Source organism: Austwickia sp. TVS 96-490-7B (assembly GCF_019331795.1).
Classification (GTDB): domain Bacteria; phylum Actinomycetota; class Actinomycetes; order Actinomycetales; family Dermatophilaceae; genus Austwickia.
In genome coordinates this window covers 711577-727704 of sequence record NZ_JAHPZL010000003.1, presented here as the reverse complement: position 1 = coordinate 727704, position 16128 = coordinate 711577, and the positions used below count along the sequence as shown (strand labels likewise).

Below are 16128 nucleotides of genomic sequence, written 5' to 3'. Positions count from 1 at the left end.
CGGCTATCGAGGCAGACTCACCGAACTCCCCGATATCATTGCCGTCATTACCCGACTCGAGCTCTATCGACTTGGCTGGTAGCCAAGAATGACCTGGAAACGCCTCGTGAATAACGCCCTTACTGTGGGCCGACGGTGAAGAAACAGTACTGGTGCTAGATTTCCCAGTGTTTCGACCTGAGCTAGTGCCCCAAACTGGGGCTTTCATACTTCCGCAGCCCAAATACCCTAACTTGGTGTTTTTTACTGAAGAGCTAGTTGAAAAGATGCTGGCTACCGGAGACACGGTAGGGGTGCGTTTTAGGGAGGCGTGGGACTCAGATCACCCTGATCGTTCGTCGTTTCATCCTTTATTGTCAAGCTGATTTTGCCTGAATCAGCGTTGATGTAGATCTGAATGAACTGTCGACTCGATCAGCGCCGTCAATGCCGCCGGATCAGCATCAGCCCCACGCGCACCGATCGCCACACCTAACATGAAAGAACTCACCGGCGCCAATGGCCGATCCAATTCACGGGCAATCGTACGAGTCAAATCGTGGATGGCTGAGATGTCAACCACAGCGGGATCGATGCCCAACAAGTCGGACGTGGACCGCACCCACGCGTTCCAACGTTCCTGCTCCACCGTGAGGTCATGGGTGGGTCGGGACGGGATAGATGTATTCATCGTTGTGGCAGCTCCGGACGTGATTCCCAGCCGCGACGAGGCGCATGTGTGCCCACACCGGCACCCGGACGCCGGTCAGCAGACCGGTAGACGACATAGGGACGAGTCAGATAGCCCAACGGCGCAGAGAACACATGCACCAGCCGAGTAAACGGCCACAACGCAAACAGGGCACAAGCCACCAAAATATGCAGCTGGAAACCCAACGGTGCTGCCGCCATGAGTTGGGCATCTGGCTGCAAGGTAAAGAACTGCCGGAACCAAATGCTCACGCCATCCCGATAGTTGTAATGGTCGACAGCGATACCGCCGCTGCCGATACCTGGTGCTTGCCATCCCAACGTGTTAGCCAACCCGAGCAAGATGGTCACCACCAAGAAGGCATACATCACCTTGTCCATCGGCGTAGTGGCCTGAAACACCGGTCCCGTCGTACGACGTCGATACACCAGAATCGCCAGCCCCACCAAAGTGAGGACACCGGCGAGGAGCCCCACTGACACCGCCAAAAAGTGATAGATCTCCTGGCTGACACCCACCGCTTCGGTCCAGGATTTCGGCACCAACAACCCCATGACATGCCCGAGGACCACACAAAGAATGCCGAAATGGAACATCGGTGAACCCCACCGCAACAATCGATCCTCGTACCACTGACTGCTACGCGTTGTCCATCCAAACTGGTCGTACTTATATCGCCATATATGCCCTACCACAAACGTGGTCAGGCAGACATAGGGGAAGACCACCCACAGCAGGGTGTTCATGAGCGGACTCCTTCAGAGGGGACAGCGACAGAGAAAGTAGGACTCGAACCGGCCGGTGACGACGCCGAGGCGGACGACGCCCACGACACGTCATCTGCGGGATGGGGATTCAGACGCGGGTCAATCTCGTACGGCGCCAGCCCCACGTCTTCAGCGGGAGGTCCCTCCTCGATCAGTCGAGCCACCGCGCTCCGTTCGTCACCGTCCAACGGCGGCAGTGTCGCGCACACCGCGACCAGCGCGTCAGCCCATCGCGACCCCGCATCCAGCAGCGCTAACCGCAGCACCTCCACGCTGGCCCGATGCTCCAACACCAAACCCAATCCCGCCGTCAGATCCACCGATGCCCCAAACTCCAAGACCACCGACAAATGATCAGGAAGTTCAGCATCCGCGTCAGAGAGCTCGACCCCAGCTTGGCGGTAGGCCTGTTTGAACTTCACTAACGCCACCCCCCGCTTCCGGGTATCACCGCACGAGAAATACGTCACGTACGGCGCGCACCGGCGGGTGTAATCGAACGTCGACACATAGTCGCGGCGTACCTGTTGAGGATCAGCAGCTGATAGATCCGCAGCCAGCCGACCCAAGGGGCCACCTACCGCGGCAGGAAGCTGCTGGGTGACCTGCATGATCGTCGATAGTTGCGCCATCAACGTTTCATCGGGATAACCCAATAGCAGCGACGCGCACTGCCAGACCGCTGCCGTCGTATCCGCATCCCATGGCAACTGGCCGCTCTTACGGCGACGTAATGCCAACCTCACCGTTGCGCCTCCCGATCCGCAGAACCACCCTCAGGGAACATCCCGGCAGGCATGCCCTTGCCGTCCCAGTTGAGTAAGTTCACCCGATTGCTTCCGGTCGGAGCGAGCTCGTCAGCGGTCTGGCGTTGCTGCAACATGCGGAAGTTCTCCACTGCGATTGGTGTGCTCCCACCCGACCCCTCACCGAAGAGACCCTGCACATCCGTGTCATATGCGGCGACATCACAACTGGTCGCCAGCTCTTCCAAGTCGTGCGCCTGTTCAGCATGCGCAGTGGGAATGACATAACGCTCGTCGTATTTAGCAAGCGCCAAGAGCCGGAACATGTCGTACATGTCTTCTTCGGCCATGCCGACGCTCATCGGGATCGATCCGTTGGGATCGCGGCCCAGGTTGATGTCACGCATGTACGAGCGCATCGCCGCGAGTTTGCGCAGCACGTCATTGACCGGGGCGACATCGCCTGCCGTGAACAGGTTTGCCAGGTATTCCACGGGGATGCGTAGCGCCTCAATCGCAGCAAACAGCGTGGCGGAGTCTTCCGCGTCATGGCCAGTGTCGCGGATGACATCGACGACTGGAGACAGCGGCGGGATATACCAGACCATCGGCATGGTCCGATATTCCGGGTGCAGTGGCAGAGCCACCTGGTAATCGTTGATGAGTTTGTACACCGGGGAGCGTTGAGCTGCGGTGATCCAATCACCGGGGATCCCTGCGCGCTCGGCCTCGGCGATGACATGCGGGTCGTGCGGATCCAAGAACACTGAGCGCTGCGCGTCATACAGCTGCTCGTCGGGGACGCTTGCGGCAGCAAGCACCGCGTCTGCGTCGTACAACATCAACCCGATGTAGCGGAGGCGACCCACGCACGTTTCGGCGCACACTGTGGGGATGCCAACCTCGATGCGAGGGAAACAGAAAGTGCATTTCTCTGCTTTGCCCGTTTTGTGGTTGAAGTACACCTTCTTGTAAGGGCAGCCGGTGATGCACATCCGCCAGCCTCGGCACCGATCCTGATCGACGAGGACGATGCCGTCCTCGACGCGTTTATAGATCGCACCGGAGGGACACGACGCCGCGCACGCCGGGTTCAGGCAGTGCTCGCAGATCCGAGGCAGGTAAAACATGAAGGTTTGTTCAAATTCGAACTTCACCTTGTCTGCGATGCCTTTGAGCATCACGTCGCGGTGCGCGGTCTTCGTGGAGCCGCCCAGGTCGTCATCCCAGTTCGCCGACCACGAAATGTTCATCGGTTTACCTGAGATCAGCGAGTGCGGCCGGGCCACGGGGAAATGTTTCTGCGCCGGGGCGTTCAGCAGCGTCTCGTAGTCATACGTCCACGGCTCGTAATAGTCCTGAATGGACGGCATTTTGGGGTTGGAGAAAATCTGCAGGAGTTTCTTCAACCGGCCACCGGCTTTGAGTTTTAGTCGGCCGTTGGCGGCGAGTTCCCAGCCGCCCTTCCACTCATCCTGGTCTTCATACCGGCGGGGATACCCCAGGCCAGGTCGGGTCTCGACGTTGTTGAACCAGACATATTCGGTGCCGGTCCGGTTGGTCCAGGCTTGCTTACAGGTCACTGAACAGGTGTGACACCCGATGCATTTGTCGAGGTTCATCACCATCGCCATCTGGGCCATGATGCGCATACGTGTTGCCTCTCCTCGTCCGGGTGTCTTCAGTACTCGACGTTTTGGCTGCGTTTACGGATCATCGTGACTTCGTCACGGTTGTTGCCGGTCGGGCCGATGTAGTTGAAGAAGTAGGCCTGTTGGGCATAACCGCCGATGATGTGCGTCGGCTTGACCATGATCCTGGTCATGGAGTTGTGGATCCCACCGCGTTTGCCGTTGTGCTCGGTCAGCGGCACATCAATCAATCGGTCTTGGGCGTGCGGCATGTATACCGTGCCCTCCGGCATGCGGTGAGTGACGATACATCGGGCTGCGACGACCCCGTTGCGGTTGACCAATTCGATCCAGTCGTTGTCTTGCACCCCGATCTTCTCGGCGTCCCGGTCACTCATCCACACTGACTGTCCGCCTCGCCCCAGTGACAGCATGAAGAGGTTGTCCTGGTATTCGGAGTGGATCGACCATTTGTTGTGTGGCGTCAGATAACGCACCGACACTCCGACGCTGTCACCCATCTGCGCGGTCTCTCCCAGGGCCCGCTCACCAAACAGCTGGGTCATGTTCAACGGCGGCCGATACGTCGGCAACGTTTCGCCCATTTTCTGCATCCAGTCGTGGTCCACGTAGAACTGCATGCGACCGGTCAACGTGTGGAACGGCTTCAACCGTTCAATGTTGATCGTGAATGGGCTGTACCGTCGTCCGCCAGTTTCAGAGCCCGACCATTCCGGGGAGGTAATCACCGGGACCGGCGCGGACACCGTATCGGCGTACGTGATCATCTTGCCCTCATGCTCGGCGGCCAGGTCGTGCATGACGTTCCCGCAGCGTTTTTCCTGCGTCTTGAACCCTTGCGTGGCGAAATGGCCATTCGTGGTGCCAGACAACGCCATGATCGTCTCAGCGACGTTGATATCGCTCTTCAATGCGGGCTGGCCATCGCCGACTCCGCCGCGGACGGTGCCATTCTTGCGGCGCAGGTAGTCGACCTCACGACGTACGTCGTAGGTGATGCCTTTTGTGGTGTTGCCGAGCTTCTCAAAGAGCGGTCCGACGCTGGTCATTTTTTGGTACGTCGCACCGTAGTCGCGTTCGACGACGGCGAGCACCGGCATCGTCTTGCCGGGGATCGGGTCGCACTCCCCGCGCCGCCAGTCCGTGACCACACCATGTTCGGCGGCCATCGCTTCCGGAGTGTCATGCCACAACGGTTTGGCCACGAGGTCCTTGCGCACCCCCAAGTGGTCACCGGCCAAGTCAGAGAACACCTTTGCGATCTCCACGAACGCATCCCAGTCGGTCTTGGACTGCCACGGCGGGGCAATCGCTGGATTGAACGAATGGATGAAGGGATGCATGTCCGTGGTGTTGATGTCGTTTTTCTCGTACCAGGTCGCGGCAGGCAGCACGACGTCGGACAGGATCGTCGAACTGGTCATGCGGAAATCGATCGTCATGAGCAGATCGAGCTTGCCCTCCGGGGCTTCGTCCCGCCACACGACCTCCTTAGGACGTTGATCAGGAGCCGCCTCGGCAGCATTCACGCCGTGATCGGTGCCGAGCAGGTGGCGCAGGAAATACTCGTCTCCCTTGGCGGATGACCCAAACAGGTTGGCTCGCCACATCATCAGCACCCGTGGCCAGTTTTCTTCCGCGTCAGGATCTTCCGCGGCGAAGAGCATCTCACCCTTCGTCAACTGGTCGACGACGTACTCCTGCGGGGTCATGCCTGCTTGCTCAGCCTGGTCGCAGATTGTCAACGGGTTCCGGTTCAACGTCGGATAGCTGGGCAGCCACCCGGATCGTGCCGACTGAGCGACCAGGTCAGCGACGGTGCGCCCGTCGAAATCGTCCAGGCCAGCGGTGACATCAGCGGCGGAATAGGTGTCATAACGGTATTGGCTGGTGTGCAGATACCAGTACGCCGTTTGCGCCATGTGCCGCGGCGGCCGATGCCAGTCCAAGCTGAACGCGGTGTGCTGGAAACCCGAGAGCGGCCGGATCTTCTCCTGGCCGACGTAGTGCGCCCAGCCACCACCGTTACGGCCCTGACATCCAGTGATGGTGGTCAACGTCAGCATCGCCCGATAGATCAGGTCCGAGTGATACCAGTGGTTTGTCCCAGCACCCATCAGGATCATCGACCGGCCCTGAGTGTCCACGGCATTCTGCGCGAACTCCCGGGCAATCCGAGCGACTGCTGCCGCCGGGACACCAGTGATGTCTTCCTGCCACGCCGGGGTGTATGGCGCGTCCACGTCGTCGTACGAACGGGGCCACGTGCCGGGCAGCCCGGGGCGGGCCACGCCGTACTGGGCGAGCATCAGGTCAAACACTGTGGTCACCAGGCGGGAACCAACCCGACGGGCCGGGACCCCACGGGGGGAGTCAGCGACCTTGCCGTCCAAGGCGTCGAACCGTGGCAGGTGGACGAGGACCTGCTCCGTGTCCGGGGCGTCGTACAGCGACAACCGAGGACGCGTAGCCCCCACATCGAGATTCCACCGCCCCATACCCTCTTCGCCGAAACGGTCGCCCAAGGTGCCATGGGGGACGACCACATCGTCAGTCACAGCATCAATGAGCACCGGTTTCCACATGGCATTTTCACTCGTGCTTGCCTCAGCAAGCACATCAGGCAAGTCCCCAGCCACCACAAACTTGCCGGGCAGGTACGACGGCGCCCCGTCGTCAGTGGCGTGCTCACCGTCCGCGACCTGCAGGTCGACCAGGAACGGCAGATCGGTGTACGTCGTGCAGTAGTCGGTGAAGAACTCCACCGGGGCGTCAACGAAGAACTCCTTCAGGATGACATGACCCATCGCCATGGCTAGCGCGGCGTCGGTGCCGGGGGCGAGCGCCAACCATTCGTCGGCGAACTTCACGTTTTCAGCGTAGTCCGGCGACATGACGACGACCTTTTGCCCGCGGTACCGGGCCTCAGTCATCCAGTGCGCGTCCGGTGTGCGGGTCAATGGCACATTGGAACCCCACATGATGAGGTATCCGGCGTCCCACCAGTCTCCGGCCTCCGGGACATCGGTCTGGTCACCGAACATCTGCGGTGAGGCCACCGGCAGGTCGGCGTACCAGTCGTAGAAAGACAGCATCGCGCCACCGATGAGTTCGGTGAAGCGGGCTCCAGAGGCGTACGACACCATTGACATGGCGGGGATGGGGGAGAAGCCAGCGATGCGGTCGGGCCCCCACCGTTTGATGGTGTAGACGTTCGCTGCGGCGACGATCTCGACGGCTTCGGACCAACTAGCCCGGACCAGACCGCCCTTGCCGCGGGCGCTCTTGTAGCGGCGGACCTTGTCGGGATCCTGCATGATCGACGCCCAGGCGAGCACGGGGTCGCCGTACTGCTTCTTTGCGGCGCGGAACATGTCCAACAACACACCCCGGACATACGGATAACGCACGCGCGTGGGTGAATAGGTATACCAAGAGAAAGCAGCACCTCGGGGGCAGCCGCGCGGCTCGTATTCGGGGCGGTCGGCGCCAGTTGAGGGGTAGTCCGTCTGCTGAGCTTCCCAGGTGATGATGCCGTCCTTGACGTACACCTTCCATGAACAGGAGCCGGTGCAGTTCACGCCATGGGTGGAACGAACCACCTTGTCGTGGCTCCAGCGGTCCCGGTAGAAGCTGTCGCCGCTGCGTCCGCCGACTTTCTCCAGGGAGCGACCGTCCGGAGACACCGTCGCCGAGGTGAAGAATCGGCGGGTGCCGACGAGAGCGGCGGAGAGAGGTCCGTCCAGTCCCGTCGTCCGGCTCTGTCCGGCGTGCATGCTCATGCGCTGCTCCTGGGGAGAGGGGGGTCGACGGCGAACCGGGTGCGAGCGCACGATTCTCGGGCCGCCAATTTGAAGGACTACTGTCATTGAACCACGACAGACCTCAGGCTGCCCATGCCACTGGGGGCCTCGCTGCGACCTGGACTATCGTCACGAACAAGGGGTCTTTCGTCCCTATTTGTAGAGTTCCGTGGCGACTTGCGGTGGTGTTACCGTGGGATGTTCCTTTTTATTCGCCCCACAGGAGCGTCATGACCACGTCGCAGCCCGCGGCGAGTTCCGCCGCCGACACATCCGGTACGGCACCCGCGCAGACCACTCAAACCCAGGCGAAAGGCTCTACTGCCGTCGTCACGATGTCGACCATCGCGTTCACCGTGATGTTCGCGGTGTGGATGATGTTCGGGATTCTCGCCAAACCCATCCGAGCTGAGCTCGGCATCAATGAGGAGCAATATTCCTGGGTGCTGGCCGCTGCCATCCTCAACGGCTCCATGTGGCGTCTACCTGCGGGGATACTCACCGACCGGATCGGTGGGCGGAAGCTGACAATCGCCTTCCTCTTCCTCACTGCCATCCCCTGTTACTTCGTGGCACACGCCAACAGCTATACCGCGTTGCTCGCGCTGTCCTTCCTCGTCGGATTCGCCGGGAACCTCTTTACTGTCGGGACCGCCTGGAACGCAGCGTGGTTCACTCGGGACGCCAAGGATTTGCTCTGGGCGTCTTTGGCGCCGGGAATGTCGGCGCCTCTGGCACCAAATTCCTTGCCCCTGTTCTCATTTCAGCTCCCTTCGCGATCGATATGTTCGGCGCTAAAGGCAGTTGGCGCCTCATCCCCCTGATTTACACCGCGCTGCTGATCCTGCTCGGTATCCTCACCTGGATCTTTGTGCCCCGCCAAGACCGCACCCCCGGCCAGGCCAAACCGCTGGCAGACATGCTGGAGCCGCTCAAAGAGATGCGGGTCTGGCGGTTCAGCCTCTACTACGTCGTCGTCTTCGGTGCCTACGTCGCGCTCTCCTCGGTCCTGCCGACCTACTACAGCGATGCGTACGGCGTACCCCTGACCGCGCAAGCCCTGCTCACCGCGAGCTACATCTTCCCCGCGTCACTGCTGCGCCCCGTCGGGGGCTGGGCCTCCGACCGGTGGGGTGCCCGCCGCGTCATGTACCTCACCTTCGGGCTGATGCTGGTCCTCTGCGGCATCCTGATTGTGCCCGGCCTGCCGTTGGCTCTGTTTGCCACCGTGGTCTTCCTCGTCGGATGCGCCATGGGTATCGGCAAAGCCGCCGTCTACAAGCACATCCCCGAGTACTACCCCACTAACGTCGGCTCCGTTGGCGGCCTGGTCGGGATGCTCGGCGGCCTGGGTGGGTTCTTCTTGCCGCCGCTGTTCTACTACGTCAAAGCCGCCACCGGAATGCAGACGGCGACCTTCCTCGTGCTCTTCCTCATCACTCTGATCTCCGCGATCTGGATGCACCTGACCATCGTCAGGATGAAACGTCAGGGCATCGACACCCACGAGCACGCGATCGACCACTCCCACATCCATCGCGACCCCCAAGAGGCCTAACATGAGCGCCGCTCCGTTATCCGACCGCTCCGGCGGGGAATGGCTGACCAGCTGGGACCCCGAGGATGACGCCAGGTGGGACAAACCCCTGGCCTGGCGGACCCTGTGGGTCACCACCTTCTGTCTGACCCTGTGCTTCGTCGCCTGGTTCCTGCCGAGCGCCATCGTGCCGAAGCTCAACGCTCTCGGATACTCCTTCACTAAGGAGCAGCTCTACTGGATGGCAGCCATGCCCGGTCTTGCCGGTGGCCTGCTGCGCATCATCTGGATGGTCCTGCCCCCCATCATGGGCACCCGCAAAATGGTCGCTGCGACCACGGTGCTCCTCATCGCCCCCACCCTCGGCTGGGGCGTGCGGGTGATGAGCCCCACCGCGCCGTACTGGGAGCTGATGGTCCTGGCCTTCCTCGCCGGTATCGGCGGTGGCGCCTTCTCCGGGTTCATGCCCTCCACGTCGTACTTCTTCCCCAAACGCATGGCTGGCACTGCGCTGGGCTTGCAAGCCGGCATCGGCAACCTCGGGGTTTCCCTGGTCCAGCTGTTTGTCCCGATCCTCATCGGACTGTCCTGGCTGGGCGTCGTCGGCGGCTCCCAACAGATGAAAGTCGCCGGAAAAGCTAACGTCACCGTCTGGTATCAAAACGGGGCCTTCTTCTGGATCCCGCTGATGATCTGCGGCGCCATCCTCGCCTGGATGACGCTGAAGTCAGTGCCGATCACGGCCAACGTCAAGCAGCAGTTCGACATCTTCGGCAACGTCGACACCTGGTATATGACCCTGCTTTACATCATGACCTTCGGGACCTTCTCCGGGCTGTCCGCCCAATTCGGTCTGCTGATGGGCAACCTGTACGGCGCCGGTAACGCCGCCATCGTCTCCGGCACTGGCGCAACCGCTCAGGTCCTCATCGCGGGATACGCCGTGCCTGATCCGGTGAAATACGTGTTCTGGGGCCCGCTCGTCGGCGCAGTCGCCCGATTCGCGTTCTCCCCACTGACCGACAAGATGGGTGGAGCGCTCTGGTCGCTCATCTCCGGGATCGGACTCATCGGGTCCATTGGATTCACCATGACCACACTGGTCCCTGACACGTCCTCAGCGGCGGCCCTTCAAGGCGGTTTCGACCGGTTCTTCTGGGGCATGATGGCGATCTTCCTGTTTGCCGGGATCGGCAACGCCAGCACCTTCAAACAGATGCCGATGATCTTCGAAAAACGCCAAGCAGGCGGAGTCATCGGATGGACCAGCGCCATCGCCGCGTTCGGACCGTTCCTCTTCGGAATCGGGTTGACTCTGATGCCCGCCACCGCGTTTTACGCGATCGGTATCGGTTTCGCGGTGCTCTGCACCGCCATCACCTGGGTCCGTTACGCCCGCCCAGGAGCACCGAAGCCAAGCTGACCTCCGGTCGTCCCGTCGTACGTCGTACGTCGTATGACAGCCGCGACCGGTGACTACAGCGACAATGGGGCGGTCGGTCTTCTGGGGGGTGTGGGTGATGTGGTGCCGGGGTGTGGTGTTCCGGTGGTGGGTCGTGGTGTGGTGAGTGGTGGGGGGGAGCAGGTGGTGTGTGGCTCCGGTCGTGTGGGATTGTTCCGTCCTGTGTGATCGGTGTGTCGGCTTGGTAGGGCAGATCCCGGCCGACACGACGAGAGGCTCGTACCTTCCCTCCGGTACGAGCCTCTCGGCTTGAATCACAGCTATTCAGAGATGCCACAAAAGATGTTTCGCTGACCTGAAGACGCCGTACCCGACCGCTCCGCCCGGGTCGACGATCAATGAACGAACTGCAGCACCGCCAATGCCAGCACGATCGGCACCGAACCCCAAACGCAAGCTTGCGCCGCCGTACCCCACACCTGCACCGCCTGGTCAGTGTCCGGTCCGGGAAGGCCAACATAACGGTGCACCGCCCGGTGATATTGGCGGAAGGAGATGGCCAACAAAGTGGCGACTGCTACACAACCCGGCCACGCCCCGCCGGGGAAGAACATCACTGTCACCGTGACCAAACCAATGGCATAAGCAAGTGCCAGATAACGCTCATAGCGGCGATACTCTTCATATGCCCCGGAGAGCAGCGACGAAGTGTTGGTGGAATTCACATTCATGATCAGGTCCTTGTCGTCGACCACCCTGGGCAGCGTGGCGAAGGGAATGCAAAGGAGCGGGGGAGAACGATGCCTTCTGTGGCGTCATGTCTGCCCCCTCGAATCGGCATCTCGGACAGGGACCTGACCCGACTGGATCGCGCAATTGTCTGTTGTGGCCCGCGCTGTCCGGTCAGTGGTGGCTGAGAGCTCCCAGGAACGGGCCGCTCAGATCGGGTCAACTGGGCTGATACTGCGAGTCGGCGTCACCGGCCCCGGAGGGAGCGCGCCAGCGCCGCGGGGGCATTGCGCGACGTAATGACCGATGCGGAGGCATCGACCGCAGCGGGGCAATGCTGAGGGGGGCGGCGGGAGCGGTTTGCGGACCGGTCTGCTAAACGACCCCGATCCGGGGAGAGGAGCAGCTGCGGGAGGCTGCTGGACGAGGTCGTCGAAATAGCCGGGAACACCCAACGAATGCGCTGCGCCGCGCAACTGCCGCACCTGATCCTGGGACGGGACACCCTGTGCGAAGGTCACGCGACGCATCGATTCCAACAGACGCTCTGTCACTGCGCGGATCTGCGTGGCGGGTAACCCTGCGCGAGCCGCGGCCGCGGTCAAGTCGCGGATGTCAGCCGTGACGATCCTGCCCACCGGCAAAACCGAAGTGATGGCCTCCACGAGCGCCGCCGACCTTGGATCATGGGTTTCCGCTGCGCTCATCGGGACGGTCGATAGCAGGTCGGCTAGCCAACTGTGTGGGGCGATCCCCGCAGATCCGCCGGGGCGGGCCACCCATCGCGGCTCACCACGGTGACGTCCATCGGTCGCGTCCATCGACACCGGCGGCACCGGATAGCGCAGTCGATCACCACACCGGCCAGCGATCAGCGGCACCACGGCCGCGCATATCCGGGCGTCGTCTAATGCCGACGAGGGCACCGTCCGTCGTAACCCCACGTGCCGGGCGACTGTTGCCAATCGTGGATTCGGTAAACCCCACACCGATGCCGCCCAGGACGACATATCCACGACGGGCATCGTCGGCGCCAACACCCCTGCTCGTAGGCACTCCGCCGCCACAAAGGCCTCTACCATCCGAGCCTGGTGAACGACCAGCACGCACCCTTCTACCTCGGCGAACAAGGCTGTAGCGGTCTCTGCGAATCCTGGGGCTCCCTGCAACACCCCCGATGTCAATCCGTGCACGGCGGTCCCGGAAATCTCTGAACGTGCCGGGTCGATCATCGTGGTCCACTCACGCTGCACCGTCCCGGTGGCATCACAACGCACCACTGCCACCTCCACCACCCGATCTCGGGCGGGCGAAAAACCCGACGTCATCACCTGGAGACAGGCGTAAGGACCGTCATGGGTGAACCCCTCAGCAGTCGACGAGGTCGCTGCCACGACCCCTTCGGCAAACAGAGCGGTACGGCGGGACGCCGACGTCGACGCGGCCCGTGGTGGAGTTTCGGCACTCCGTGGCCCAGCATTCCCCGGTGCCGCAGCACGTGAGCTGATCTCTGCCCGGGCAGTGCTGGGGGCTGGCCCAGACGTGGGCATCGGACGTGGCGATGAGGTCGGCTCCCGTTTCTCCTCCGCGCAGGACGGCGTCGGCGACCGTTGCGCCGGTCGCGGCAGAAAAGCCCACACCACCGCAGCGGCTGTCGCGACCATCACCAACCAGATCAGGGCGCCGCCCATGCCCCTCCCCAGGGTCGCCTCATTTGCTGGCGGCAGGCACCGCCTGATCCCCCATCGCCCGTACGGCGACCCCTCTGAGAAGCTACGCCCCGATCGCAAGGAGCTATCCCGCGCCAGGCAGCGGCTCCCACCCACGATTCAGTGCGGCACGAGCCGCCACAAACTGGTGCGACCACACCGGCTCCGACGTACCTTCCAGGTCAGGAAACACCAGGAGCCGCACCTGATCCACCGAGTTCACCGCCCACACTTCCACGTCATGCGCTGTCGCCACCGGCAATCGACCCGACCGGACCTGCACCCCCACCTCCTGGCACCAGCGCCGCAGCCGCGCCTCCGTCACCGACGGCAAACGGGGAATCCCGTCCTCCACCACATGCAACGCCCCATCCCGCCACCACACCACCGTCGTGAACGCCCCCTCCACGACTGATCCGTCCGGCCCGACCAACACCGCCTCATCGCAGCCTCGGCGTACCGCTGTTGCTCGCGCCTGCGCTAACCACCGCAGGTCAGGCCCCTTCACCTGAGGTAATCGGCGCTGGTCACCTCGCGGCATCACCCACGCCCGCGCCACCGGTCCCCGCTGTGGCATTGGCCGCACCAGCCACGACACCACGCCACTGGTGCCATCCACTTCGATCCGCGGAAACCACGCTCCCTGCCGAGGAATCTGGTCACACAGCTGCGTCCACCCGTTGTCAATCTGATCAGGACGCGCTGCCGGCACCCATCGACGACACGACTGGACAAACCGGTCCCGGTGAGCATCCAGGTCAGCGACCCGTCCGTCCACCACCGACCACGACTCCACCACCGACCACGACTCCACCACCGACCAGGATGACCCGGCGGCTGGTGTCTCGGGGTGCTCCCCGCTCACGGAGTTCACCCACCCTCCACCTGGTCGACAGCACACCACCGCAACAGTGGCCGTGCTTTGACCATCGTCTCGTCAAACTCCTCTTGCGGCACCGACAACGCCGTCACCGCCCCACCCACGCCGTAACGCAGCTCGTCATCGACAGCCACGACCGAGCGGATCACCACCGACATATCCACTGCCCCCGATAGCGAGAGATACCCCAGCGCACCCGAATACACCCCGCGTGGCGCCTGCTCCAGATCATCGATCAAGGACATGGTCCGCAGTTTGGGGGCACCAGTCATTGACCCTGGAGGAAAAGCTGCCCGCAGCACACCCACCCGATCGTCTTGGGCCCCAATCTGGCTGGCGACGACACTGACCATCTGGTGCACCGTCGCATAACTGCGGATGGCGCACAACTCGGCCACCCGAGTCGACCCCGGGAGCGCGGTCCGGGTCAGATCATGCCGCACCAAGTCGACGATCATCAGATTTTCTGCGCGGTCTTTCACGCTGGCCGTGAGGTCGGCGCGTAGCTGAGCATCCACTGTCGGGTCGGCGTTGCGTGGCCGGGTGCCTTTGATGGGCTCGGATGTCACCTCCCCGGATGGGCTGATCGTGAGGAAACACTCAGGGGAGGTGCTCAGCACAGTCACTCCAGGCACGCTCACCCAAGCGGCATAAGGAGCTGGGTTAGCTTGGCGCAACCGGGAATACCAGCCGGGCAGATCGGCGGCGAAATGGGGAGGTGGAGTCGCAGTCAACGTTGAGGTCAGGCAGATCTCACTGGACTGTCCGGCGGCGATGAGTTCCTGCGCCTGTGCGACCAAGGCGACGTACTCGTCCTGCGAGTGTCGGGCCCGCACCGACAGCGGAGGTGGATGCGGTGCCGGAGGCGCTGGTGCGGCCTCCTCGGCAAGCTGCCGAAGTAGCCGCGCAATCCCAGACGCCCAGCGGTCCTGCTCCTCGCGACATGACGGGTCCGACCAGCTCACCAGATGCCATCGACCACGGTCATGCTCATAGGCCACACATCGATCGGCGAAAATCATGGCCGCTTCCGGATGCCCGTGAGCGGCACGACGGGGCGCGCCGCATTCCGCTTTGAGTTCGTAGCCGAGGAAACCCACCCATCCACCGACGTACGGCGGCATGCCATCGGCCAGTTCGCACTGCGGCAGCGACGCCATATCAGTGGCTAAGAAATCCAGAAACTCTCCCGACCAGTGTTGTGTCCCAGCGCGATCCGTCACTGTGGTCACTGACGTGGTCAGGTCGTACGTCGCGACTCGCGCCAACGGGCCTTGGGCGTCCCCAAGGAAGGACCACCGGCTGCCCGGCTGCTCCGGCGTGACAGGCATCGACTCAGCGTCGGAACTGTCCAGCCAGAACGAGGGCGCCCCGAGCTGATACAGCTGTGCCTGCAGCACCGCAGGATCCACCGCGAGCGCCACAGTCTGATGCGTCATGGTCCACGGCGGTGTCGACACGGCAGCGCCACAGGTCAGTTCAGCTGCGCCGAGCGTCGGCGTACCTCCGGAGTGACTGTCACCACGCTGAACCACTCGACCTGCTTGCTGGTTCCACGCTGCTGCCGCGGAGAGGAAGTTGCCGACCAATACCGCACCTGCCGGGGTGCCCACCGACTCTGGATGGAACTGCACCCCCCACCACGGACGATGCCGATGGGTTACCGCCTGCACTTGATCGCCTGGACCGCGACCTGTCACCACCAACGACTCCGGCACAGACACTGCCACCAGCGAGTGATAGCGCATCGCTGGCATCGGAGAGGGGACCCCGGCAAATACCCCCGACCCGTCATGGACGACGTCTTCGATGAGCCCGTGCCGTGGCTGGTCAGCTCGGTCCACCTGGCCTCCCGCAGCGGCCACCATCACCTGGTGACCCAGGCACACTCCCAACACCGGGATGTCCTGCCCCTCCAGCAGGGCGCGGCATATCCCGATGTCTTCAGCCAGGTGGGGGCTGCCGGGTCCGGGGGAGAGCACCACGGCGTCGTACTGGTCGAGGCGGTCTAAGACCTCTTGCTGACGGTTGTCGACCACGTCCACGCGGCAGCCATGGCTGCGGATCAGGTCGACCAAATTGAAGGTGAACGAGTCGTCATTGTCGACGACCAGCACCGACATCCCTCGGCGAGGTGGCGGGGTCTCGCCGGGTGCGGGCACGTCGAGAGGAAGCACGGGGTCGTCAACAGGCATCGGTGGGCTCCTTTCCG

13 protein-coding genes are annotated in these 16128 nt (G+C 62.7%); 4 read left to right on the top strand and 9 right to left on the bottom strand.

Features of this window, described 5'->3' with window-relative positions; genetic code table 11:
- Nucleotides 1-376 precede the first annotated feature (376 nt).
- From KEM60_RS05895 to KEM60_RS05875, 5 genes are read right to left on the bottom strand one after another with little or no spacing between them, the layout of a single operon-like run.
- Nucleotides 377-670 carry a DUF6457 domain-containing protein gene (locus KEM60_RS05895; RefSeq protein WP_219106533.1) on the bottom strand — a complete coding sequence of 98 codons (294 nt, stop codon included), beginning with the start codon at nt 668-670 and terminating at the stop codon, nt 377-379.
- Complete coding sequence (gene narI, locus KEM60_RS05890; protein WP_219106532.1) at nt 667-1437, bottom strand: respiratory nitrate reductase subunit gamma; 771 nt, start codon at nt 1435-1437, stop codon at nt 667-669. Before narI ends, KEM60_RS05895 begins: the two co-directional genes overlap by 4 nt.
- A complete protein-coding gene (gene narJ / locus KEM60_RS05885) occupies nt 1434-2204 on the bottom strand; it encodes a nitrate reductase molybdenum cofactor assembly chaperone (protein WP_219106531.1) in 771 nt (256 codons plus the stop codon). Before narJ ends, narI begins: the two co-directional genes overlap by 4 nt.
- Nucleotides 2201-3856: a nitrate reductase subunit beta gene (gene narH / locus KEM60_RS05880; RefSeq protein WP_219106530.1), complete on the bottom strand. Its 1656-nt coding sequence runs from the start codon at nt 3854-3856 to the stop codon at nt 2201-2203. The genes narJ and narH overlap by 4 nt, the downstream gene beginning before the upstream one ends.
- A 29-nt stretch (nt 3857-3885) precedes the next feature.
- Nucleotides 3886-7638, bottom strand: coding sequence for a nitrate reductase subunit alpha (locus KEM60_RS05875; protein ID WP_219106529.1), 3753 nt, complete (start codon nt 7636-7638; stop codon nt 3886-3888).
- Between the two features lie 251 nt (nt 7639-7889).
- Here KEM60_RS05875 and KEM60_RS16860 point away from each other — a divergent pair, with 251 nt between their 5' ends.
- The 4 genes from KEM60_RS16860 to KEM60_RS05860 are packed head-to-tail and all read left to right on the top strand — an operon-like array spanning nt 7890 to nt 10826.
- Nucleotides 7890-8483, top strand: coding sequence for a nitrate/nitrite transporter (locus tag KEM60_RS16860; RefSeq protein ID WP_370626299.1), 594 nt, complete (start codon nt 7890-7892; stop codon nt 8481-8483).
- Nucleotides 8420-9217: a nitrate/nitrite transporter gene (locus KEM60_RS05870; protein ID WP_370626305.1), complete on the top strand. Its 798-nt coding sequence runs from the start codon at nt 8420-8422 to the stop codon at nt 9215-9217. Before KEM60_RS16860 ends, KEM60_RS05870 begins: the two co-directional genes overlap by 64 nt.
- Nucleotide 9218: 1 nt before the next feature.
- Nucleotides 9219-10619, top strand: coding sequence for an MFS transporter (locus tag KEM60_RS05865; RefSeq protein ID WP_219106528.1), 1401 nt, complete (start codon nt 9219-9221; stop codon nt 10617-10619).
- Between the two features lie 33 nt (nt 10620-10652).
- Nucleotides 10653-10826 (top strand): hypothetical protein, encoded by a 174-nt coding sequence (locus tag KEM60_RS05860; protein ID WP_219106527.1) that lies wholly within the window; start codon nt 10653-10655, stop codon nt 10824-10826.
- A gap of 167 nt (nt 10827-10993) precedes the next feature.
- Here KEM60_RS05860 and KEM60_RS05855 read toward each other — a convergent pair whose 3' ends face one another.
- The 4 genes from KEM60_RS05855 to KEM60_RS05840 all read right to left on the bottom strand — a co-directional run bounded on the left by KEM60_RS05855 (nt 10994) and on the right by KEM60_RS05840 (nt 16111).
- Nucleotides 10994-11329 (bottom strand): hypothetical protein, encoded by a 336-nt coding sequence (locus KEM60_RS05855; protein WP_219106526.1) that lies wholly within the window; start codon nt 11327-11329, stop codon nt 10994-10996.
- Between the two features lie 207 nt (nt 11330-11536).
- Complete coding sequence (locus tag KEM60_RS05850; RefSeq protein ID WP_219106525.1) at nt 11537-13018, bottom strand: exonuclease domain-containing protein; 1482 nt, start codon at nt 13016-13018, stop codon at nt 11537-11539.
- Nucleotides 13019-13121: 103 nt separating this feature from the next.
- Complete coding sequence (locus tag KEM60_RS05845) at nt 13122-13910, bottom strand: aminotransferase class IV (RefSeq protein ID WP_219106524.1); 789 nt, start codon at nt 13908-13910, stop codon at nt 13122-13124.
- Complete coding sequence (locus tag KEM60_RS05840) at nt 13907-16111, bottom strand: chorismate-binding protein (protein ID WP_219106523.1); 2205 nt, start codon at nt 16109-16111, stop codon at nt 13907-13909. Before KEM60_RS05840 ends, KEM60_RS05845 begins: the two co-directional genes overlap by 4 nt.
- Nucleotides 16112-16128: the final 17 nt, after the last annotated feature.

Coding starts and splice junctions, on each gene's coding strand:
- KEM60_RS05895 (WP_219106533.1), bottom strand. CDS start 670: ATGAATACATCTATCCCGTCCCGACCCACCCATGACCTCACGGTGGAG.
- narI (WP_219106532.1), bottom strand. CDS start 1,437: ATGAACACCCTGCTGTGGGTGGTCTTCCCCTATGTCTGCCTGACCACG.
- narH (WP_219106530.1), bottom strand. CDS start 3,856: ATGCGCATCATGGCCCAGATGGCGATGGTGATGAACCTCGACAAATGC.
- KEM60_RS05875 (WP_219106529.1), bottom strand. CDS start 7,638: ATGAGCATGCACGCCGGACAGAGCCGGACGACGGGACTGGACGGACCT.
- KEM60_RS16860 (WP_370626299.1), top strand. CDS start 7,890: ATGACCACGTCGCAGCCCGCGGCGAGTTCCGCCGCCGACACATCCGGT.
- KEM60_RS05865 (WP_219106528.1), top strand. CDS start 9,219: ATGAGCGCCGCTCCGTTATCCGACCGCTCCGGCGGGGAATGGCTGACC.
- KEM60_RS05860 (WP_219106527.1), top strand. CDS start 10,653: ATGACAGCCGCGACCGGTGACTACAGCGACAATGGGGCGGTCGGTCTT.
- KEM60_RS05855 (WP_219106526.1), bottom strand. CDS start 11,329: ATGAATGTGAATTCCACCAACACTTCGTCGCTGCTCTCCGGGGCATAT.
- KEM60_RS05850 (WP_219106525.1), bottom strand. CDS start 13,018: ATGGGCGGCGCCCTGATCTGGTTGGTGATGGTCGCGACAGCCGCTGCG.
- KEM60_RS05840 (WP_219106523.1), bottom strand. CDS start 16,111: ATGCCTGTTGACGACCCCGTGCTTCCTCTCGACGTGCCCGCACCCGGC.